Raw genomic sequence first — 20,461 nt, forward strand, 5'->3', positions numbered from 1 at the left:
CCTTCGTGTTGATGATCAGCTTCAGCGAGTTCCGCCGCGAGCGCATCTTTGCCTACCTGAACCCCTGGGACGAGAAGTACGCCCAAGGCAAGGCCTACCAGCTGACGCACAGCCTGATCGCCTTCGGCCGCGGCGAGTGGCTGGGCCAGGGCCTGGGCGGCAGCGTCGAGAAGCTGCACTACCTGCCCGAGGCGCATACCGACTTCCTGCTCGCCGTCATCGGCGAGGAACTTGGTTTTGCTGGAGTGGCCGTGGTGATCCTTGCGTTCTTCTGGCTGACCCGCCGCTGCTTCCTCATCGGCCGCCAGGCCATCGCACTGGACCGCGTGTTCGCGGGTCTCTACGCCCAGGGCATTGGCATCTGGATGGGCGGCCAGGCTTTCATCAACATGGGCGTGAATCTGGGCGCACTGCCGACCAAGGGGCTGACGCTGCCGCTGATGAGCTTTGGCGGGTCGGCGATCTTGATGAACTGTGTGGCGCTGGCCGTTGTTCTGCGGATCGACTTGGAAAACCGGCAGATGATGCGCGGAGGCAGGTCATGACGCGGCACCTGGTCGTCATGGCCGCCGGCACCGGTGGCCACATCATTCCCGGCCTGGCGGTCGCCGAGGAAATGCAGCGCCGCGGCTGGACCGTGTCGTGGATCGGCACGCCGACCGGCATGGAGAACCGCCTGGTGCCGGCACGTGGCATCGAGCTGGATGCGCTGCCGTTTGCCGGCCTGCGCGGCAAGGGGCTGAAGCATGCGCTGCGCGGCATCGTCGGGTTCTTCAAGTCGCTGGGCCAGGCGCGTCGCGTCTATGCGCAGCGCCATGCGACGGCCGTGCTCGGCATGGGCGGCTATGTCTGCCTGCCGGGCGGCCTGACGGCTGCCTTCACCGGCCGGCCGCTGATGCTGGTCAATGCTGACGCGGCGATGCTGAAAAGCAACCTCGCGTTGAAACCCTTTGCGCGCCGGATTGCATTCGGCTTCGACGGTGCGGCGGCGGCTTCGACGTCGGGCGCTGTCGTCAGCGGCAATCCGGTGCGCGCCGAGATCGAAGCACTGGCTGCGCCCGCCGAGCGCATGGCCGAGCGGTCCGGCCCGCTGCATGTGCTGGTGCTGGGCGGCTCGCTCGGCGCGCGCGCGCTGAACCAGGTAGTGCCGCAGGCGCTGGCGCTGTGGCCCGAGGAACAGCGGCCGCTGGTGCTGCACCAGTCGGGGCAGGACCATCTCGGCGCCGTCTGGCAGGCCTATGCCGATGCCGGCCTGTCGGCGGAAGTGCGCCCCTTCATCGACGACATGGCAGCGGCGCTGGCCTGGGCCGACGTTGTCGTCTGCCGCGCAGGCGCCATCACCGTCAGCGAACTCTGCGCGGCTGGATGCGCCGCAGTGCTGGTGCCGCTGGTTGTCAGCACGACCTCGCACCAGCGCGACAACGCCGTCTTCATGGCCCAGCACGGCGCGGCCATCCATTTGCCCCAGGGCGAGCTGACGCCGGCCAAGCTGCATGAACTGCTGAGCAGCCTGGACCGCAGCGCCCTGCTTGCCATGGGCGAGAAGGCCCGCTCGCTGGCCCGCCCCCGCGCGGCTGCGCGTGTGGCCGACGAGATTGAGGGGATGCTGAAATGAGCCGTGGTGGCCGTAGTGCATGGCGGGCCGAGCGCTGGGCCGCTCCCGAGCCGGCCCGCATCCCCTCGGGGGGTCGGCCGACGTATCCGTCGGACGAGAGGCTGACATGAAGCACGCCGTACAGCGTTTGCATTTCGTCGGCATCGGCGGCGCCGGCATGAGCGGCATCGCCGAAATCCTGCACAACCTGGGCTTCACGGTCAGCGGCTCGGACGCCGTCGAGAGCGCGACGACCGAGCGACTGCGGGCCTTGGGCCTGCGGGTCGAGATCGGCCACGCCGCGCCCAATATCGGCGAAGCGCAGGCCCTGGTCACCAGCACCGCCGTCGCCGCTGACAACCCCGAGGTGCAGGCGGCTCGCGGTCGCCAGGTGCCGGTCGTGCCGCGCGCCGTCATGCTGGCCGAGCTGATGCGGCTGCGTCGCGGCATCGCCATCGCCGGCACGCATGGCAAGACGACGACGACGTCGCTGGTCACCGCCATCCTCGTCGAAGCCGGCCTGGACCCGACCTTCGTCATCGGCGGCAAGCTCAACGCCGCCGGCGCCAACTCGCGCCTCGGCAAGGGCGAGTTCATCGTCGTCGAGGCCGACGAGAGCGATGCCTCCTTCCTGAAGCTCAGCCCCGTGCTGTCCGTCGTCACCAACATCGACGAGGACCACATGGACACCTATGGTCATTCGGTCGAGCGGCTTCACGACGCCTTCATCGAATTCCTGCACCGCATGCCCTTCTACGGCGCGGCGGTGGTGTGCGCCGACGACCCGGGCGTGCGGGCCATCCTCGGCCGCATCGAGCGGCCGGTCGTCAGCTACGGCTTGTCCGCGGGTGTCGGCGTGCGCGCGGTCGATGTGCAGGCGCTGGCCGGCGCGCAGATGCGCTTCAGCTGCCAGCGCGAGGGCGCGGCCGACCTGGACGTGCTGCTCAATCTGGCCGGCGAGCACAACGTGCGCAATGCGCTCGCGGCCATCGCCATCGCGATGGAGCTGGACTGCCCGGACGAGGCCATCCAGCGGGCACTGAAGAATTTCTCCGGCGTCGGCCGCCGCTTCGAGAAGCATGGCGAATGGCCGGCGGGCGATGGCGGCCGCTTCGAACTGGTCGACGACTACGGCCACCACCCGGTCGAGATGGCCGCCGTGCTGGCCGCCGCGCGCGGCGCCTATCCGGGCCGCCGCCTCGTTCTGGCCTTCCAGCCGCATCGCTACACGCGCACGCGGGACTGTTTTGCCGACTTTGTGCGGGTGATGGCCGGTGCCGACGTCGTGCTGCTGACCGAGGTCTATTCGGCCGGCGAGGCCGCCATCGAAGGCGCGACCGGTACGGCGCTCGCGCAGGCCGTCGGCACCCCCCACTTCGTGGCCGGCGTGGCCGACATGCCGGCGGCGCTGGCCACGTTGACCCGCGATGGCGATGTCGTCATCGGCATGGGAGCAGGCTCGATGAGCAGCCTGCCGGGCCGCGTCGCGGAACATTTCCAAGGAGGCGCAGCATGAAGTCGCCTGTCGATCTGAACATCGATGCCAAGGGTCTTGGCAAGGTTGCCGTGCTCTTCGGTGGTCACAGTGCCGAGAGGCCGGTGTCGCTGATGAGCGGCAACGGCGTGCTGGCCGCGCTGCAATCCATCGGCGTCGATGCGCACGCCTTCGATCCCGCCAAACGTCCGTTGCAAGCCCTGAAGGACGAGGGCTTTGATCGTGCCTTCATCGCGTTGCACGGTCGCGGCGGCGAGGACGGCACCATCCAAGGCGCTCTCGAATGGCTGGGCGTTCCCTACACCGGTTCGGGCGTGACGGCCTCCGGCGTTGCGATGGACAAGACCATGACCAAGCGGCTGTGGGCCAACGAGGGCCTGCCGACGCCGCAATACCTGGCCCTGTCCCGCGCCGAACTGACTCGCGAGCGCATCCGCACGATTCCCGACACGCTCGGCCTGCCCGTCGTCGTGAAGCCGCCGCACGAGGGTTCGAGCATCGGCATCACCAAGGCCGCCGGCTATTCCGACATGCAGGGCGCTGTCGAGTTGGCGCTGGGCTTTGACGATGAGCTGCTGTTCGAGCAATGCATCGAAGGGCCCGAGCTGACCTGTGCCGTGCTGGGTGAAGGCGAGGGCGCCGTCGCGCTGCCCGTCATCGAGATCCGCGCCGAGGCCGGCAACTACGACTTCGCGAACAAGTACGAGACCGATACGACGCAGTACCTGTTCGGCTCGCTGCCCGCTGCACTCGAGGCCGAGATCGGTCGCCTCGTGCTGCATGCCTATCGCCTGCTCGGTTGCCGCGGCTGGGGTCGCGCTGACCTGATGCTGCGCAAGTCCGACATGAAGCCCTTCCTGCTGGAGATGAACACCAGCCCCGGAATGACGTCGCACTCCCTGGTGCCCAAGGCCGCGCAGGCCGTGGGCGTGGACTACCCGCATCTGTGCCTGTGGCTGCTGTCGCAAGCGAGGCTCGATCGCGCATGAACTCCGCCGCCGCCACCGCCGCGCTGCCGTCCGACATCCGCTTGATGAATGCGGTGTCGGCGCTGCTCGTGGCTGCGCTGGTGGCAACCGCCGCTTGGGGTGTGCTGCGCTGGGTCGTGCGCCTGCCGGCGTTCAACCTGCGCGCCATCCAGGTGGAGGGCGATGTCAGCCGCAACAGCGTGGCCTCGCTGCGCGCCAATGCCCTGCCGCGCCTGCACGGCTCCTTTCTCAGCATGAGCCTGAAGGACGGCCGCGCCGCTTTCGAGGCTGTGCCCTGGGTGCGGCGCGCGCAGCTGACGCGCGTCTGGCCGATGCGGCTGCGGGTCAATCTCGAGGAACACCGGGCCGCCGCCTATTGGGAGGCGCGCACCGATGGTGCCGACTCTGCGACCGAGGCCGCGGCCGAACGGGCCCTGGTCAACAGCTTCGGCGAAGTTTTCCAGGCCAATCTCGGCGACGTCGAGGACGAAACCCTGCCGGTACTCGCCGGCCCGGCGCAGACCGCCGGCGCGATGCTGCAGATGTGGCGGGCGCTGTCGCCAGCCGCTGAAAAACTCGGCGAGGGCATCGACCGCCTGGACCTGTCGGGCCGCGGCTCCTGGCGCGCGACGCTGGGCAGCGGCGCCGTTGTCGAACTGGGCCGCGGCAGCGAGACCGACGTGGTCGAGCGCTTCGGCCGCTTCGCCCAATCCATCACGCAGGTCACGGCGACCTACCGCAGCCCATTGCTGTCCGCCGACCTGCGCCACGCCGACGGCTACGCGGTCAAGCTGCGCGGCGTGACGACGAACACCCCGGGTAAACCCGTAAATAGAAAACGTTGAGGACGGACATGGCCAAGGAATACAAGGATTTGGTCGTCGGGCTGGATATTGGGACCGCCAAGATCATGGCCGTCGTGGCCGAGGTTTTGCCGGGGGGGGATTTGCGCATTGCCGGCCTCGGGGTGGCGCCGTCACATGGCTTGAAGCGCGGCGTCGTCGTCAATATCGACGCCACCGTCCAGTCCATCCAGCAGGCCTTGAAAGAGGCCGAAATGATGGCCGACTGCAAAATATCTAGGGTTTACACGGGGATTACGGGCAGCCATATCCGCGGCCAGAACTCCACCGGCATGGTCATCGTGCGCGACAAGGAGGTCACGCCGGTCGATGTGACTCGCGTCGTCGAAACCGCCAAGGCCATCAATATTCCCAACGACCAGCGCCTGCTGCTGGTCGAGCCGCAGGAATTTGTCATTGACGGCCATGAGGTGAAGGAGCCCGTCGGCATGAGCGGTGGCCGGCTGGAGGTCAAGGTCCATATCGTGACCGGCGCACAGAGCGCGGCCGAAAACATTGTCAAATGCGTGCGCCGCTGCGGTTTGGAAGTGGATCAGCTGGTTTTGAACCCGAGCGCCTCCAGCCATGCCGCCCTGACCGCCGACGAACGCGACCTGGGGGTCGCGCTGGTCGATATTGGCGCCGGCACGACCGATGTGGCGATATTCACCGGCGGCTCGATCCGCCATACCGCCGTCATCCCCATCGCGGGCGACTTGATCACCAGCGATATCGCGATGGCGTTGCGCACGCCGACCAAGGACGCCGAGGAAATCAAGGTCGAATATGGCGTCGCCAAGCAGCTGCTGGCCGACCCCTCCGACCAAGTGGAAGTGCCCGGCCTGGGCGACCGCAGCCCCAGGATGCTGTCCAAGCAGGCGCTGGCCGGCGTCATCGAGCCGCGCGTCGAGGAAATCTTTTCCCTGGTGCATCAGGTCATTCGTGAGAGCGGGTATGAGGAATTGCTGTCCTCCGGCATCGTGTTGACCGGTGGATCGGCCGTCATGCCGGGCATGGTGGAACTCGCCGAGGATATTTTCCTGAAACCCGTCCGGCGCGGCCTGCCCACTTATTCAGGTGCCCTTTACGACATGGTTGCCAACCCTCGCTCGGCGACCGTCATGGGACTGTTGGAGGAGGCCCGGCTGTCGCGCAGCCGAGGTTTCAAGGCCGCGCAGCAGGCCGGTTCGGTGCAAACCCTGCTTGGACGGGTCAAGGATTGGTTCATGGGGAATTTTTGACCCCCCAAAACCAACAATAGCTACGAAAAATTTGTTTCAGCAACTAGTCATCCATTGAGTGCCACGGCACAATTGCAGCAGTTAGGAGATCGATATGCCCATCGAGATGATCGAAGAGTTTGACCAAGGCACCCAAATCAAGGTGATCGGGRTCGGTGGTGGCGGCGGCAACGCCGTGGACCACATGATCGCCCAGGGCGTTCAGGGCGTGGAATTCATCTGCGCGAATACCGACGCGCAGGCACTGAATCGGTCCAAGGCCGACCAGCTGCTGCAACTCGGCACCTCCGGTCTCGGTGCCGGCGCCAAACCCGAAATGGGCAAGGCGGCGGCTGAAGAGGCCGAAAACCGCATTCGCGAATCCATCGCCGGCGCCAATATGCTGTTCATCACCGCCGGTATGGGCGGTGGTACCGGCACCGGTGCTGCACCGGTGATTGCCAGGGTTGCCAAGGAAATGGGCATCCTGACGGTCGGTGTCGTCACCAAACCCTTCGATTTCGAAGGCGGCCGGCGCGCCAAGGCGGCCGATGCCGGCCTCGCCGAGCTCGAAGCAAATGTCGACTCGCTGATCGTCGTGCTGAATGACAAGCTGCTCGATGTGCTGGGCGACGATGTCACGCAGGATCAGGCCTTCGCGCATGCCAATGACGTGCTGAAGAACGCCGTTGGCGGCATTTCCGACATCATCCACATCCCCGGCCTGGTCAACGTCGACTTCGAAGACGTCAAGACGGTGATGAGCGAGCCGGGCAAGGCGATGATGGGCACGGCGCAAGCCACCGGCCCGGACCGCGCCGCCAAGGCCGCCGAAGCGGCCGTGGCCTGCCCGTTGCTGGAAGGCATCGACCTCTCCGGTGCGCGTGGCGTGCTGGTGCTGATCGCCGCGGGCCGCAGCAACTTCAAGCTCAGCGAGTCGCGCAACGCGATGAACGCGATCAAGCGCTACGCCTCGGATGAAGCGCACGTCATCTTCGGCACCGCCTACGACGAGAGCCTGGGCGACGCGCTGCGCGTGACCGTCATCGCCACCGGCCTGACGGCCGGCCGCGCCCGCCAGCAGGCGCCGCTGCAGGTCGTGCAGACCCAGCAGGTGGTGCGCAACGGTACCGACGGCATGCCTGTGCTGACGCAGGCCGTGGCCATGGCCACGCCGGCCACGGGCCAGCAGGCCAATGTCGGCCTCGGCCTGGGCGACTTTGCGAACGCCAATGTGCCCAGCGTCTGGCGCCATGGCCGTTCGGGCAGTGCCGCGGCCAAGGTCGAGGCGCTGTCGTCCAACGGCATGGACGAGATCGAGATCCCGGCCTTCCTGCGCAAGCAGGCAGACTGATCAGTCGCTGATCCTAAGAAGGGCGAGCCGTGAGGCTCGCCCTTTTGCTTTGTCAGGACGCGCGTACTACCGCCGCGGCCGGCTTTGCGGCGCCAGAAAGCAGGGCCAGCAAACCGCCTCCCGCCAGCACCAGGGCCAAGGCATCCATGCGCGCACCGGGCAACGTCGCGGCAGCCGTTGTCAGCAGTGCCGCTGCCGCCATCTGCAGAAAGCCCAGCAGCGCGGAGGCCTGGCCGGCCTGCGATGCAAATGGCGTCAACGCCAGTGCGGTGCCAGTGGGTGAGACCAGCCCCATGCCGAACAGGAAGATGCCCACCGCGACGGCAAAACCCGCGAGACCGGCTCCACTCGCGACAAGCATCGTCAGGCCGCCGAGTGTTGCCAGCGCTGCGCCAATGCGCAGCACGGTGGGGCCACCCCAGCGCGAGGCCCAGTGCGGCGCGGTCTGCCCTGCTGCGAAGACGACGAACACGGACGTGGCAAAGAACAGCCCGACCTGCAGTGCGCTGAAGCCGAAGTCGCGCGCCAGCACCAGCGGCGCGGTGCCGAAGAACGCAAACAGCGCGCCGAGGATGGCGGCGGTGGCGAGTGCCGGGCGCATGAAGCGCGCATCACCCAGCAGCACGACGTAGCCGCGTGCCAGCGCGCTGGCCGGCTGGCGTCGCCRTCTCTCGGCCGGCAGCGTCTCGCCGACGATGCCGACATAGGCCGCCGCCAGCGCCAGCCCTGCCAGCACCAGCACGACAAACAGCGCCCGCCAGCCCCAGGCGGCCTGTACAAGACCACCCAGCAGCGGCGAGAAGCCCGGCGCGGCGGCCATGACAACCATGATGCGGCCGAGCAGCGCAGCGAGTTGCGGGCCTTCGAAACGGTCCCGCGCGGCGGCGCGTGCCAGCACCGACGCGGCGGCGACGCCGACGGCCTGAAGCGCGCGGCCGAACAGCAGCAACGGCAGATCGCTCGCCAAAGCACAAACCACGCTGCCCACGATGAAGACGGCCAAGCCGCCCAGCACCACGGGCCGGCGGCCGATGCGGTCCGACAACGGGCCGACGATGAGTTGGGCCAGCGCGAACACGGCGAGGAAGAGGCTGAGCACCGCCGTCATGGCCGCCTCACTCGACCCCAGGGCCTGCGCCATCACGGGCAGAGACGGCAGCAGGATGTTGGTGGACAGCGTCGCCAGCGCTGACAGCGCGGCCAGCGTCAGCAGCCAGGGGCGGGGCACGGCGCTCATTGACTGGCTCCTTCGGCAATGAAGGCAATGCTGCGCGCGATGACGTCGGCATCCGCCAGCAGACGGCGATGGCCAAGCCCGCTCACGCGCTGCAGATGCGAGCCAGCCCAAGCCGCATGCAGCGCCTCGGATGCAGCGAAAGGCACGGTGCGATCCTCCGGGTCGTGGACGATCAGCCCGGGATGGCGCAGGCCATGCTGCAGCCGCTCCAGATCCACATAGGTGATGCGCGTGCCGATGAAGCGTTCCACCCAGCCCGCGAATGCGGCCGCATCCGCCGGGCCCAGGCCTTGAGCGGCGGCCAGGCCCTTGACCATGGGCGACAGCGAGGAGGGGCCGGCCAGATGCACGCTGCGCCCGACCCGCCAGCCGTGGGCAAACGCGAGCAGCGCGGCGGCCGAGCCCATCGAATGGCCGATGACGCCGTGCACCTCCTTGCCGATGTCGGCCACCACGGCGCGCAGTGCGCGGCCGGCATGCACGACGCTGGCCGCATGACCGGTCGAGTCGCCATGGGCGGGTAGATCGAAAAGGGTGACCGAGAAGCCGGCCTCGACCAGAGGCCGGGCGAAGCCGAGCAGATGGGCGCCGCGGCTGTTCCAGCCGTGGACGAGGACAACGCGTGGGCCGACGCCCAGCGTCCAGCGCGCGAGCTTGAGGCCTTCGTGGCGCAGCGGCGGTTCGGCGTGGCCAGCCAGCGCAGCGCGCTCCTCGGCCGTCAGCGGCACGCGCTCGGGCGCCGAGAAGGCATGGCGGGCCGCTGCGAGGTGGCCGTCGTCATTGGCCGTGAAAGGCGCGGCAAGGGCAGGGGAGGCGAGCATGGCGTTCTCCTGAGTTCGGGGCTCAGCCCGCGTAAGCTGGCGCGGCCGTGGACAGGCTCTGCTTGACCTGGCGGCTGATGTCGTCAGCCAACACCTCGAAGGCGCCGGCTTCCAGCTCGGCCAGGGCCAGGCGAGCGACATCGGCCGGCGCAGACTTGGGCGCGTCCAGGCCACGCGTCATGTCGGTGTCCATATAGCCCACATGCAGGCCGGTCAGCTGCGTGCCCTGGGCCTTCAGCTCGCTGCGCAGCCCATTGCTCAGCGCCCAGGCGGCGGCCTTGCTGGCGCTGTAGGGCGTCAGGCCCGGCACCGTCACCCAGCTCAGCACGGACAGCACATTCAGCACCGCGCCGCCGCCGTTGGCCTGCAGCACCGGCGCGAAGGCCTGGGTCAGCGCCCAGACGCCGAAGAAGTTGGTGTCCAGATGGCGGCGCGCCGTCGCGATGGCATCCGCGTCGAGCACGCCGGCCTGCTGCGAGATGCCCGCGTTGTTGATCAGCAGCGTCACATCCGTACATTGCGCAGCCGCCGCGGCCACCTGGGTGGGGTCGGTCACGTCCAGCGCGACGGGCACGACGCCGGGCAGGTCGATGGAGGCCGGGTCACGCGCGGCGGCATAGACCTTGGCGGCGCCCGCGGCCAGCGCGGCCTGGGCAAAGGCGCGGCCCAGGCCGCGGTTGGCACCGGTGATGAAGACGACGGCGTTCTTGAGCCTCATGGTGGCAATTCCTTCTCGATTTGCTTATTCATGTCGACCGACATGATTGATATAAATGTCGGTCAACATATAAAATGCGTCAAGCCCGCCCACACAAAGACCCCAGGAGACCGCGATGAAGGTCAGCCGCGCCCAGGCCGAAGAGAACCGCGAACGCATCCTCGACAACGCCGCCCAGCTGTTTCGCGAGCGCGGCTTCGATGGCATCGGCCTGAACGACCTGATGCAGGCCGCTGGCCTGACGCGTGGCGGCTTCTATGGCCACTTCGAGTCCAAGGACGACTTGGCCGCCCAGGCGACGCGGCGCGCATTGCAGGCCAACCGCGAGCAGTGGAAGACGCAGTCCGACCGCAGCCTGCAGGCCTGGGTCAAGGCCTATCTGTCCGACGCTCACCGTGACCATATCGGTGCCGGCTGCGGCCTGGTCGCGCTGGCGGGTGATGCGGCGCGTGGCGGGCCGGCCGTGCGGGAGGTGTTTGCCGAGGGCGTCGCCAACCTCGTGGCGACGCTGCAGGAACAGATGCCGGCCGACTCGGCGCCCGAGCAACGCGAGCAGGCGCTGGCCATGCTGTCCACGCTGGTGGGGGCGCTGTTGCTGTCGCGCGCTGTCGGCGGCGACACCGCGCTGTCCAGCGAACTCCGCGAGGCCGCCCGCAAGAGTCTGCCCGCCGGCGGCTGAACGGTCGCCACCCGCCGCCCAGCGGTGCTGCGGCGGTTGGGACGGGGCCACCCCCTGTGGCATGCTCGCGCCCCATGTCAACGCCTAGAAGAAATCATAGGGATGCTTGAGTTGGGCCTGCTATGGCGCCGCGGCCTGCTGCTGCTGGCCTTGCTGGCCTGTCTGCCGTTACAGGCACAGCGATTGCCCCAACCCAGCGCACGGGCCGGGAGCGATGACGCGGCCCCCGCTGAGCTTGCCACCACCGCCTGGACGCGCGACCAGCTCGACGTCTGGTGGACCGCACTGCGCCACCACACGGTGGCCGGCGGCGACCATCTCGAGCTGCCGCCTGAACTGCTGCCTCCCGAGGACGAAGCGGCCTGGAAGCCCGTGGCGATGCCTGACGTGCGCTCACGCCCCGGCGCGGCCATGGTCAGCGATGCGCGGGGCTACGAGATGCGCTGGTACCGACTTCACGTACCGGGCGGGCGGGACGAAGCCATGGCCTTGTATCTGCCGCGTCTGGTCACGTTGTCGGCCGCGGTGCTGGCCCGCACCGACAAAGGCTGGCAGGCCCTGCTGGACAACCAGCATGCCGAGCGCGAGCAATGGGTGCAGCCCCTGTGGCTGCCCTTGCCCGGCATCGGTGCCCAGGGGCTGGACGTGGTCGTCGCTCTGCCGGTGCCGGCGGGCAGCTATCACGCGGTGTCACGCATCTGGATCGCCCCGCGCGATCAGCTGGAAAGACGCTGGCTGTGGCGGGTGCGCGCCCAAAACGGCCTGCCCCAGGCCGTCAGCCTGACGCTGGCGGTGCTAGGGCTGTTCGCGCTGACGCTGTGGTTGCGCCGCCCCGAGGCCATCTATGGGCTGTTTGCCCTCGGTGCCGCCGCATGGATGGTGCGCAACCTGCACTATTACGTCAGCCTGCCGGCTTCGCCGGCGGGGCARGACTGGTTCTGGTGGGCCACACACGCATCCATGGGCTGGGTCATGCTGACGGCGCTGTTGTTCGCGCTGCGCTTTGCGAGCCGGCGCATCCTGTGGCTGGAGTGGGCGTTGACCGCTAGCGTGACGTTGGTGAGCCTGCTCAGCATGCCGCTGTGGCTGCGCCAGCTCGACATGGTCGTCATGCAGTACGCCGTCACGGCCGGCGTCGCCACCATCGGCACGGCCTGGGTGGCTTTCCTGGCCTGGCGGGAGCGCCGCACCGAGCTGCGCATCATGGCCGTGGCGCTGGTCATCGGCGTCGTCATCGGCGGCCACGACCTCGCCGTGCTGGCCGGTTGGGCCTGGCCCGAACACTTCTTCCTGATGCCGTTCGCGACGCTGGCCGTCATGCTCAGCTTCCTGCATGCGGTGCAGCGCCGCTATGTCGGTGCCGTCGAGCAGGTCCAGGCCGAGAACAGCCAGCTGCAGGAGGACCTGGACGAGCAGGTCTCGGTGCTGCATGCGCAGAACGCGCAGCTGCGCGAGGCCGAGCGCCAGCAGGCCCTGCTGCTGGAGCGTCAGCGCATCATGGCCGACATGCATGACGGCCTCGGCTCCTCGCTGCTGTCGGCGCTGGTGGCGATGGAGCAGGGCAGCATGTCGCACGAGCAGTGCGTGGAGGTGCTGCGCGAATGCGTGGACGACCTGCGCCTGGTCATCGACTCGCTGGAGCCGGTCGGCCACGACCTCGTCTCGCTGCTGGCGACGATGCGCTACCGCCTGGGAAAAAGGCTGCAGATCGGCGGCCTCAAGCTTGACTGGGACGTGCAGGACCTGCCGCCCCTGGCCTGGCTGGAGCCGCCCGACGCGCTGCATGTGCTGCGCCTGATGCAGGAGGCACTGAACAACGTGCTCAAGCATGCCCAGGCCAGCCGCGTGCGCATGGTGACGCGCCACCACGGCAGCTATGTTGAGATCCGCGTCGAGGACGATGGCGCCGGCTTCGACCTGCAGAGCATTCAGCACGGCCGCGGCCTGAAGAGCCAGATCAAGCGCGCCCAGCGCCTGGGCGGCAAGCTGCGCATCGACTCCCAGCCCGGCATGGGCACGCGCCTGTCGCTCAGATTGCCCGTGGAGCGCAAAGGCGAGGTCTGATCTTGGACAATTGACCCCATGGTCAAGCAACGCACCCTGAAGTCGATCACACGCGCCGTCGGCGTCGGCATCCACAGCGGCCAGAAGGTCGAGCTGACATTGCGCCCAGCGCCGGCTGACACCGGTATCGTCTTCCGCCGCGTCGACCTCTGCCCACCGGTCGACATCCCGGTCGGTGTGACGTCGGTCAGCGACACGCGCATGGCCACCACCATCAGCCCTGGCGGCGACCCGGGCGCGCCCAAGGTGCAGACCATCGAGCATCTGCTGTCCGCCTGCGCGGGCCTGGGCCTGGACAACCTCATCATCGACATCAACGCCGACGAGGTGCCGGTGTTGGATGGCTCCGCGGCGAGCTTCGTCTTCCTGCTGCAGTCGGCCGGCATCGTCATGCAGGACGCGCCCAAGCGCTTCCTGCGCGTGAAGAAGCCCATCGAAGTGCGCCACGGCGAGGGCAAGAAGCTGATGTGGGCGCGGCTGGAGCCGCATCACGGCTACACACTGAGCTTCGAGATCGAGTTCGACAACCCGGCCGTGGCCGCCACCGGCAGCAGCTTTGTCTTCGACATGGGTTCGGGTACCTACAAGAAGGAGATCGCCCGCGCACGCACCTTCGGCATGACGGCTGACATCGACCTGATGCGCTCGCGCGGCCTGACGCTGGGCGGCTCCATGGACAACGCCATCGTCGTCGACGACTACAAGGTGCTGAACGCCGACGGCCTTCGCTATGACGACGAGTTCGTCAAGCACAAGATCCTGGATGCCATCGGTGACATGCAGGTCGCCGGCATGCCGCTGCTGGCGGCGTACACATCCTTCAAGGGTGGCCATGCGCTGAACAACAAGCTGCTGCGCGCGCTGCTGGCCGACGAGGCCGCCTACGAGATCGTCAGTTTCGACGACGAGCGCGCAGCGCCCAAGGGCTTCGCCGAGCTTGCACCAGCATGGTGATGAGAGCGTTTACATGCTGATTGCCCGCCTCGTCGTCGGCCTGCTGCTGTTCTCGGCTGTCTTGTGCTTCGCCTTTTCCATCGCCACCGGCCAAGCGCGCTGGCGGCGGCTTGGGCTGATGATCATGAAATGGACGCTGGTGGCCGGTTTGGCCTTCTTCGGCGTGCTCATCCTGGAGCGATTGGCGCTGTTGCTGTGACGCTCGTCACGCCGCATCGCGCGCCCCCTTGGCTTGCGGGGATGCGAGGCCGGCGGCATGTGCTCAGAATGCAATCACGGTCGCTGTTCGCGTTGCAGCGGCCCAGTCCGGGACTCCACAAACCGGGCGCCACGCGCGGAGAAGGCCGGGGGGCCGGGGAAGCGCAGTGGATTGAAGAGAGAGAGATCGTTGTTGAAACTGATTGGGCCGCTCCCGCAGGAGCGGCCCTTTTTTTGTTCCCGCACCCCAGCTCAAGCTGTCGACAAGCTGTCCGTCTTTGCTCGAATTCAGCTGCCGAGATAGCGGTCGCGCAGATGGGCCTCGAAATGCGCAGGGTTCAAGGCCTCGCCGCTGGCGCGCCGCACCAGTTCGGGCGTCTCATAGCGGCTGGCCGTCTGCCAGACATGGGTGGACAACCAGTCGAACACCGTGCCCAGCTCGCCGCGGGCGATCTGCGCATCCAGGTCGGGGCGCTGGGCCCGCATCGCCGCAAACCACTGCGCCGCGTACATGGCGCCCAGCGTGTAGCAGGGGAAATAGCCGAACAGGCCGGCGGGCCAGTGCACGTCCTGCATGGGGCCGTCCTTGARGTTGCCGCGCGTGTCCAGGCCGAGCAACTCGGCCATCTTGGCGTCCCACAGCGCCGGGATGTCGTCGACCTCAGCCTGGCCCTCAATGAGGGCGCGCTCGATGTCGAAGCGCAGCAGGATATGTGCGGGGTAGGTCACCTCGTCGGCATCGACGCGGATGAACCCGGGCTTCACGCGCGTCAGCAATTTGTGCAGATTGCCGGGCTCGAAGGCCGCCGAATTGACCGGGTTGGCGCCGAAGTGCTTCGCCAGCAGCGGTGACAGCAGGCCRGCGAAGGCCGGGTGGCTGCCGAGCTGCATCTCGAAGGACAGGCTCTGGCTCTCGTGGATGCCCATGGAGCGCGCCCGGCCCACTGGCTGGCCGAGCAGGTCGCGCGGCAGGTTCTGCTCGTAGCGGCCATGGCCCGTCTCGTGGATGGTGCCCATCAGGCTGGGCAGGAAGTCATCCTCGCGATAGCGCGTCGTCATGCGCACGTCCTCGGGCACGCCGCCGCAGAAGGGGTGGGTACTTTCGTCCAGGCGGCCGGCCGCGAAGTCGAAGCCCATCAGCTTCATCGCGTCCAGGCCGAGGGCCTTCTGAGCCGCCGTGGGGAAGGGGCCGACGGGCTGGATGACGGTCTCACCGGCCTGCTTGGCCGTCACGTCGCGGATCAAGCCCGGTAGCCAGCCGCGCAGCGGCGCAAAGGCGGCCTCGACGTCTGCGCCACGCATACCGGGCTCATAGTTGTCCAGCAGCGCGTCGTACTTGGACAGGCCCGAGCTCTGCGACAGCAACTCAGCCTCCTGGCGCGCAATCCTCAGCACCTCGCGCAGGTTCGGCGCGAAGCCGGCCCAGTCGTTGGCCGGACGCTGGCTGCGCCAGGCATGCTCGCAGCGGTTGTTGGCCAGGCTCTTGGCTTCCACCAGCGCCTGCGGCAGCGCGTTCGYGGCGCGCCAGACGCGGCGGATCTCGCGCAGGTTGGCGCGCTGGCCCTCGTCCAGCGGCTCGGCGTCGGCAGCCTCCAGCAGGCCGGGCAGGGCCGGGTCGGTGGCCAGTTGGTGCAGCAAGCCGTCCATCTCGGCCAGGGCCAGGCTGCGCGCCTCGTTGCCCTTGGCCGGCATGTTGGCGGCCTGGTCCCATTGCGCTATGGCCTGCAGGTGGCCCAGGTGGTGCAGGCGCTGCTGGCGCGTGGCCAAATCTTGGTAGGCAGAGGTCATGTCAATCCACGTAGTGGGGTATTGAAACTTGCGGGCCGAGCGCTGGGCCGCTCCCGAGCCGGCCGCGCTGGCGATGTGCTGGCGGCTCGAYGCCGCCAGCATCGCCGTCCCCGCGGGGGCTGAGGCCGGACACGGCAAGTCCTGTGGACTTGTGGTGCCTRCCGAAGRGCAGCCGCTCCGTCGGCTGCGCGGTCTGCAAGACCGACCRGGCTCGYCCGCGTTCAGCSGSGCGAGRYTGGGCGACGGGCAGCGTCATGACAACCAGGTCTCCGGAATCAGCCAAATCAAGGCCACGGTATAGAGCAAAAAACGCAGGAACTTGCCCAGCGCCATCCAGCCTACGCAGGGCCAGAACGGCAGCTTGAGCCAGCCGGCCACGGCGCAGAGCGGGTCGCCGACGATGGGCAGCCAGCTCATCAGGCAGGCCTTGGGGCCGAAGCGCTGCAGCCAGCGCATCGCACGTGAGTGCGAGGGCTCGTGATGCTTCACCGCCTCGACCGCCTTCTCGGCGCCGTAGCCTATCCACCAACTCGTCATGCCGCCCAGCGTGTTGCCGACCGTGGCCACCGCGATCACGGCCCAGAACATGCTCGGGTCCGCCTTGATAACGAGGTAGACGGCTGGCTCCGAGCCTAGCGGCAGCAGGGTGGCCGAGACGAAAGTGATGACGAAGACGGCCACCAGCCCGACCTGGGGCAGAGCCAGGGCGGCGAGCAGCTCGCTGATGAATTGACCGAGCCAGGCTTCCATGGCGGTCATTGTCGGTGCGGCCGGATGGCTACAATCTCGCCTCTTTTTTAAGCAGACCCTCTCGTGCAAATCGGCCCCCACCTTCTCCCCAACCGGCTCTTCGTGGCGCCGATGGCAGGGGTGACGGACCGGCCCTTCCGCCAGCTCTGCCGCCGCCTGGGTGCGGGCTATGCGGTCAGCGAGATGGTCACGTCGCGCAAGGAGCTGTGGGGCAGCCTCAAGACCTCACGCCGCGCCGACCACAGCGGTGAGCCGGGGCCCATTGCCGTGCAGATCGCCGGCACCGACGCGGCCAYGATGGCCGAAGCCGCGGCCTACAACATCGACCGCGGCGCCCAGATCATCGACATCAACATGGGCTGCCCGGCCAAGAAGGTCTGCAACAAATGGGCGGGCTCGGCACTGATGCGCAACGAAGCGCTCGCGCTGGAGATCGTCGAGGCCGTCGTCGCGGTGTGTGCCAAAAGTGGCGTCACTGGCGGCGTGCCCGTCACGCTGAAGATGCGCACCGGCTGGAGCGCCGATGAGCGCAATGCGCTGCGCCTGGCCCGCTTGTTCGAGTCGGCCGGCATCGCGATGCTGACCATCCACGGCCGCACGCGCGAGCAGGGCTACAAGGGCCTGGCCGAGTACGACACCATTGCCGCCGTGAAGACAGCGCTGACTATTCCCGTCGTCGCCAACGGCGACATCGACTCGCCCGAGAAGGCGCGTGACGTGCTGGCCTACACGGGCGCCAACGCCTTGATGATCGGCCGTGCCGCCCAGGGGCGGCCCTGGATCTTTCGCGAGGTGGCCCACTTTCTGGCGACAGGCGAACACCTAGCCGCGCCCACCGTGCTTGAAGCACGCGACTGGCTGACCGAGCATCTGCACGACCACTACGGCCTGTACGGTGCGCTCAGCGGCATGCGCAGTGCGCGCAAGCACATCGGTTGGGCCGTGCGCGGCCTGCCCGGCGGCGAAGCCTTCCGCCAGCACATGAATACGCTCGAGAGCTGCGACCTGCAGTTGCAGGCTCTGCGTGACTGGTTCGATGAACTCGGCCAGACCCACGACCGGCTGCCGCCCACCGTCGCGGCCGCCAACGACGAAGACGCACAGGCCGACGAAGCCTGTGCCGCCTGAAACCCATTCGCGCCCTGTCATGAGTGCCCAGAAGAACACCACGCCCAACCCCATCGACGCCTGTGTGCGCGACAACCTCGAAGCCTTTTTTCGTGACCTCGACGGCCAGGAGCCGCATTCGATGCACGAGATGCTGGTCAAGCTGGTCGAGAAACCACTGTTCGAGATCGTCATGCGTGAAGCCGGCGGCAACCAGAGCAAGGCCGCGCAATGGCTGGGCATCAACCGCAACACGCTGCGCCGCAAGCTGACCGATCACAATCTATAAGACTTTGCGGGTTGGACCTTTGAGCAAAGCGAAAAGCTCCGACCTCAACTGAACATGCTTTGCGGGTTGGACCTTTGAGCAAAGCGAAAAGCTCCGACCTCAACTGAACATGCTTTGCGGGTTGGACCTTCGAGCGCAGCGACAAGCTCCGACCCCAACTGATCAAGAATATGACCCAACTCACTGCATTGCTCTCGGTCTCCGACAAGACCGGCATCCTTGAATTTGCCAAAGAGCTGCACGCTCTGGGCACCAAGCTGCTGTCCACCGGCGGCACCGCCAAGCTGTTGGCCGACGCCGGCCTGCCGGTGACGGAAGTGGCCGAGCACACCGGCTTCCCCGAGATGATGGACGGCCGCGTGAAGACGCTGCACCCCAAGATCCACGGCGGCCTGCTGGCCCGTGGTGACACGCCCGAGCATGTCGCGGCGATGGAGAAGCACGGCATCACGCGCATCGACATCCTGGCCGTCAACCTCTACCCGTTCGAGGCGACCGTGGCCAAGCCCGGCTGCACGCTGGAAGACGCCATCGAGAACATCGACATCGGCGGCCCGGCCATGGTTCGCAGCGCGGCCAAGAACTGGAAGGACGTGACGGTGCTGACCGACGCGGCCCAGTACGCCGGCGTGCTCGACGAGCTGAAGGCCTACGGCAAGACCAGCGACAAGACACGCTTCGCCTGCTCGGTGGCCGCCTTCAACCGCATCGCCCAGTACGACGCGGCCATCAGCAACTACTTGTCCGCGTTGCAGGAAGACGGCAGCAAGACCGAGTACCCAGCGCAGATGAACGCCACCTTCGTCAAGGTGCAGGACCTGCGCTACGGTGAGAACTCGCACCAGAGTGCGGCCCTCTATCGCGACCTGTTCCCGGCACCTGGGTCGCTGGTCACCGGCAAGCAGCTGCAGGGCAAGGAACTCTCGTACAACAACATCGCCGATGCCGATGCGGCCTGGGAATGCGTGAAGAGCTTTGACACGCCGGCCTGCGTCATCGTCAAGCACGCCAACCCCTGCGGCGTGGCCGTGGCCGGCACCGCGGCCGAGGCCTACAGCAAGGCCTTCAAGACCGACCCCACCAGCGCCTTTGGCGGCATCATCGCCTTCAACCGCGAAGTGGACGGCGCGGCGGCCCAGCTCGTCGCCAAGCAGTTCGTCGAAGTGCTGATGGCTCCCAGCTTCAGCGCCGAGGCGCTGGAGATCTTCAAGGCCAAGGCCAATGTGCGCCTCATGCAGATCGCGCCGCCGCCGGGCGGCCCACGCCCCTGGGACCAGGGCCGCAACGCGGGCGACAGCAAGCGCGTCGGCTCGGGCCTGCTGCTGCAGACCTCTGACAACCATTTCCTGAAGCGCGAAGACCTCAAGGTCGTCACGACGCTGCAGCCCACGGCCCAGCAGCTCGACGACCTGATGTTCGCCTGGACCGTGGCCCAGTACGTGAAGAGCAATGCCATCGTCTTCTGCGGCGGCGGCATGACGCTGGGTGTCGGCGCCGGCCAGATGAGCCGCCTCGACTCGGCCCGCATCGCCTCCATCAAGGCCCAGCATGCGTCCTTGAGCCTGCAGGGCTCGGCCGTGGCCAGCGATGCTTTCTTCCCCTTCCGCGACGGCCTGGATGTGCTGGCCGACGCGGGCGCGAGCTGCGTCATCCAGCCGGGCGGCTCCATGCGCGACGATGAAGTCATCGCGGCGGCCAACGAGCGTGGCATTGCCATGGTGGTCACAGGCGTACGCCATTTCCGCCATTAAAGAGCCCCTCGTCCAAGGAGTACCTTGGCCGGTCCCCCGAGGGGACGGCGATGCTTGCCGGATYGACCGGCAAGCACATCGCCAAGGCGGGCCGGCTCGGGAGCGGCCCAGCGCTCGGCCCGCAAATCCCATGAAATGCCCGTGTCACCTCGGGGACTAGACGCGCGCCTCTAGTCCAGGGCCTCCACCGATGGTGGGGGCCCGTCTTGCGGTTAGCCTCGACGCACTAGATCGAGAACCGGAGACATGCCCATGGACACCGCCCTGCAGGAGCGCCTGCATCTGGCGCTGACGGCGCAACGCCGCGCCTACGAGGCCGACCGCATGCCCTCGTACGAGGTGCGCCGTGACCGCCTGCAACGGCTGCTCAAGATGACGCGCCAGCACGGCGAGGCGATCGCTAGCGCCATGGCCCAGGACTTCGGCCATCGCGCCCGCCAGGAATCGCTGCTGGCCGACATCTTCACCGTCGAGTCCGGCGCCCGCCACGCTATCAAGCATCTGCGCCGCTGGATGAGGACCCGGCGCGTCGCTACGCCGCTGCACTTCCTGCCCGGCCGCAATGTGCTGATGCGCCAACCGCTGGGTGTCGTGGGCATCGTGTCGCCCTGGAACTACCCCTACTACCTGGC

20 protein-coding genes are annotated in these 20,461 nt (G+C 67.7%); 15 read left to right on the forward strand and 5 right to left on the reverse strand.

Annotated features, from left to right (window positions below; all coding sequences use genetic code 11):
- The 7 genes from AC1DU6_RS04675 to ftsZ form a co-directional block, all read left to right on the forward strand.
- Positions 1-545, forward strand: a 545-nt coding sequence (locus AC1DU6_RS04675; RefSeq protein WP_477856193.1) for an FtsW/RodA/SpoVE family cell cycle protein, incomplete at its 5' end; no start/stop codon positions are given.
- Positions 542-1,615 carry an undecaprenyldiphospho-muramoylpentapeptide beta-N-acetylglucosaminyltransferase gene (gene murG / locus AC1DU6_RS04680; protein WP_457325585.1) on the forward strand — a complete coding sequence of 358 codons (1,074 nt, stop codon included), beginning with the start codon at positions 542-544 and terminating at the stop codon, positions 1,613-1,615. The genes AC1DU6_RS04675 and murG, both read left to right, overlap by 4 nt.
- A gap of 106 nt (positions 1,616-1,721) precedes the next feature.
- Positions 1,722-3,110, forward strand: a complete 1,389-nt coding sequence (murC, locus tag AC1DU6_RS04685; RefSeq protein WP_477856194.1) for a UDP-N-acetylmuramate--L-alanine ligase — start codon at positions 1,722-1,724, stop codon at positions 3,108-3,110.
- Positions 3,107-4,078: a D-alanine--D-alanine ligase gene (locus AC1DU6_RS04690; protein ID WP_477856195.1), complete on the forward strand. Its 972-nt coding sequence runs from the start codon at positions 3,107-3,109 to the stop codon at positions 4,076-4,078. Before murC ends, AC1DU6_RS04690 begins: the two co-directional genes overlap by 4 nt.
- Positions 4,075-4,902: a cell division protein FtsQ/DivIB gene (locus AC1DU6_RS04695; RefSeq protein WP_457324921.1), complete on the forward strand. Its 828-nt coding sequence runs from the start codon at positions 4,075-4,077 to the stop codon at positions 4,900-4,902. Before AC1DU6_RS04690 ends, AC1DU6_RS04695 begins: the two co-directional genes overlap by 4 nt.
- Before the next feature lie 8 nt (positions 4,903-4,910).
- The gene (gene ftsA, locus AC1DU6_RS04700; RefSeq protein WP_056202917.1) at positions 4,911-6,140 is read left to right on the forward strand and encodes a cell division protein FtsA; all 1,230 of its coding nucleotides are present in this window, start codon (positions 4,911-4,913) and stop codon (positions 6,138-6,140) included.
- Between the two features lie 94 nt (positions 6,141-6,234).
- Complete coding sequence (ftsZ, locus tag AC1DU6_RS04705; protein WP_477856196.1) at positions 6,235-7,473, forward strand: cell division protein FtsZ; 1,239 nt, start codon at positions 6,235-6,237, stop codon at positions 7,471-7,473.
- 52 nt (positions 7,474-7,525) lie between these two features.
- Here ftsZ and AC1DU6_RS04710 read toward each other — a convergent pair whose 3' ends face one another.
- The 3 genes from AC1DU6_RS04710 to AC1DU6_RS04720 are packed head-to-tail and all read right to left on the reverse strand — an operon-like array spanning position 7,526 to position 10,249.
- On the reverse strand, positions 7,526-8,710 hold the full coding sequence (locus tag AC1DU6_RS04710) for a Bcr/CflA family efflux MFS transporter (protein WP_477856197.1): 1,185 nt from the start codon (positions 8,708-8,710) through the stop codon (positions 7,526-7,528).
- Entirely contained in the window at positions 8,707-9,531 is an 825-nt protein-coding gene (locus AC1DU6_RS04715; RefSeq protein WP_457326440.1) for an alpha/beta fold hydrolase, read from the reverse strand. The genes AC1DU6_RS04710 and AC1DU6_RS04715 overlap by 4 nt, the downstream gene beginning before the upstream one ends.
- A gap of 22 nt (positions 9,532-9,553) precedes the next feature.
- Complete coding sequence (locus tag AC1DU6_RS04720) at positions 9,554-10,249, reverse strand: SDR family oxidoreductase (RefSeq protein WP_477856198.1); 696 nt, start codon at positions 10,247-10,249, stop codon at positions 9,554-9,556.
- A gap of 115 nt (positions 10,250-10,364) precedes the next feature.
- On the opposite strand from AC1DU6_RS04720, the gene AC1DU6_RS04725 reads away from it, so the two are divergent.
- From AC1DU6_RS04725 to AC1DU6_RS04740, 4 genes are all read left to right on the forward strand, one after another.
- On the forward strand, positions 10,365-10,928 hold the full coding sequence (locus tag AC1DU6_RS04725) for a TetR/AcrR family transcriptional regulator (RefSeq protein WP_056202931.1): 564 nt from the start codon (positions 10,365-10,367) through the stop codon (positions 10,926-10,928).
- A gap of 102 nt (positions 10,929-11,030) precedes the next feature.
- A complete protein-coding gene (locus AC1DU6_RS04730; protein WP_056202934.1) occupies positions 11,031-12,992 on the forward strand; it encodes a sensor histidine kinase in 1,962 nt (653 codons plus the stop codon).
- An 18-nt stretch (positions 12,993-13,010) separates the two neighbouring features.
- Positions 13,011-13,946 (forward strand): UDP-3-O-acyl-N-acetylglucosamine deacetylase, encoded by a 936-nt coding sequence (gene lpxC / locus AC1DU6_RS04735; protein WP_056202938.1) that lies wholly within the window; start codon positions 13,011-13,013, stop codon positions 13,944-13,946.
- Between the two features lie 13 nt (positions 13,947-13,959).
- Positions 13,960-14,145, forward strand: a complete 186-nt coding sequence (locus AC1DU6_RS04740; protein ID WP_056202941.1) for a hypothetical protein — start codon at positions 13,960-13,962, stop codon at positions 14,143-14,145.
- A 287-nt stretch (positions 14,146-14,432) separates the two neighbouring features.
- On the opposite strand, the gene AC1DU6_RS04745 is transcribed toward AC1DU6_RS04740, so the two are convergent.
- On the reverse strand, positions 14,433-15,932 hold the full coding sequence (locus AC1DU6_RS04745; protein ID WP_477856199.1) for a carboxypeptidase M32: 1,500 nt from the start codon (positions 15,930-15,932) through the stop codon (positions 14,433-14,435).
- Positions 15,933-16,184: 252 nt separating this feature from the next.
- On the reverse strand, positions 16,185-16,682 hold the full coding sequence (locus AC1DU6_RS04750) for a YqaA family protein (protein ID WP_056203603.1): 498 nt from the start codon (positions 16,680-16,682) through the stop codon (positions 16,185-16,187).
- 63 nt (positions 16,683-16,745) lie between these two features.
- Here AC1DU6_RS04750 and dusB point away from each other — a divergent pair, with 63 nt between their 5' ends.
- The 4 genes from dusB to AC1DU6_RS04770 form a co-directional block, all read left to right on the forward strand.
- Positions 16,746-17,810 carry a tRNA dihydrouridine synthase DusB gene (gene dusB, locus AC1DU6_RS04755; RefSeq protein WP_477856200.1) on the forward strand — a complete coding sequence of 355 codons (1,065 nt, stop codon included), beginning with the start codon at positions 16,746-16,748 and terminating at the stop codon, positions 17,808-17,810.
- A gap of 19 nt (positions 17,811-17,829) precedes the next feature.
- Positions 17,830-18,078 (forward strand): helix-turn-helix domain-containing protein, encoded by a 249-nt coding sequence (locus tag AC1DU6_RS04760; protein WP_056202949.1) that lies wholly within the window; start codon positions 17,830-17,832, stop codon positions 18,076-18,078.
- A gap of 170 nt (positions 18,079-18,248) precedes the next feature.
- Entirely contained in the window at positions 18,249-19,829 is a 1,581-nt protein-coding gene (purH, locus tag AC1DU6_RS04765) for a bifunctional phosphoribosylaminoimidazolecarboxamide formyltransferase/IMP cyclohydrolase (protein ID WP_477856201.1), read from the forward strand.
- A 252-nt stretch (positions 19,830-20,081) separates the two neighbouring features.
- Positions 20,082-20,461, forward strand: a 380-nt coding sequence (locus tag AC1DU6_RS04770) for an aldehyde dehydrogenase family protein (protein WP_477856202.1), incomplete at its 3' end; no start/stop codon positions are given.

This window comes from Roseateles sp. P5_B10, from assembly GCF_056400485.1.

Bases quoted from the DNA above. Each gene is read 5' to 3' on its own strand.
- murG (WP_457325585.1), top strand. From the start codon at position 542: ATGACGCGGCACCTGGTCGTCATGGCCGCCGGCACCGGTGGCCACATC.
- murC (WP_477856194.1), top strand. From the start codon at position 1,722: ATGAAGCACGCCGTACAGCGTTTGCATTTCGTCGGCATCGGCGGCGCC.
- AC1DU6_RS04690 (WP_477856195.1), top strand. From the start codon at position 3,107: ATGAAGTCGCCTGTCGATCTGAACATCGATGCCAAGGGTCTTGGCAAG.
- AC1DU6_RS04695 (WP_457324921.1), top strand. From the start codon at position 4,075: ATGAACTCCGCCGCCGCCACCGCCGCGCTGCCGTCCGACATCCGCTTG.
- ftsA (WP_056202917.1), top strand. From the start codon at position 4,911: ATGGCCAAGGAATACAAGGATTTGGTCGTCGGGCTGGATATTGGGACC.
- AC1DU6_RS04715 (WP_457326440.1), bottom strand. From the start codon at position 9,531: ATGCTCGCCTCCCCTGCCCTTGCCGCGCCTTTCACGGCCAATGACGAC.
- AC1DU6_RS04720 (WP_477856198.1), bottom strand. From the start codon at position 10,249: ATGAGGCTCAAGAACGCCGTCGTCTTCATCACCGGTGCCAACCGCGGC.
- AC1DU6_RS04725 (WP_056202931.1), top strand. From the start codon at position 10,365: ATGAAGGTCAGCCGCGCCCAGGCCGAAGAGAACCGCGAACGCATCCTC.
- lpxC (WP_056202938.1), top strand. From the start codon at position 13,011: ATGGTCAAGCAACGCACCCTGAAGTCGATCACACGCGCCGTCGGCGTC.
- AC1DU6_RS04740 (WP_056202941.1), top strand. From the start codon at position 13,960: ATGCTGATTGCCCGCCTCGTCGTCGGCCTGCTGCTGTTCTCGGCTGTC.
- AC1DU6_RS04750 (WP_056203603.1), bottom strand. From the start codon at position 16,682: ATGGAAGCCTGGCTCGGTCAATTCATCAGCGAGCTGCTCGCCGCCCTG.
- AC1DU6_RS04760 (WP_056202949.1), top strand. From the start codon at position 17,830: ATGAGTGCCCAGAAGAACACCACGCCCAACCCCATCGACGCCTGTGTG.
- purH (WP_477856201.1), top strand. From the start codon at position 18,249: ATGACCCAACTCACTGCATTGCTCTCGGTCTCCGACAAGACCGGCATC.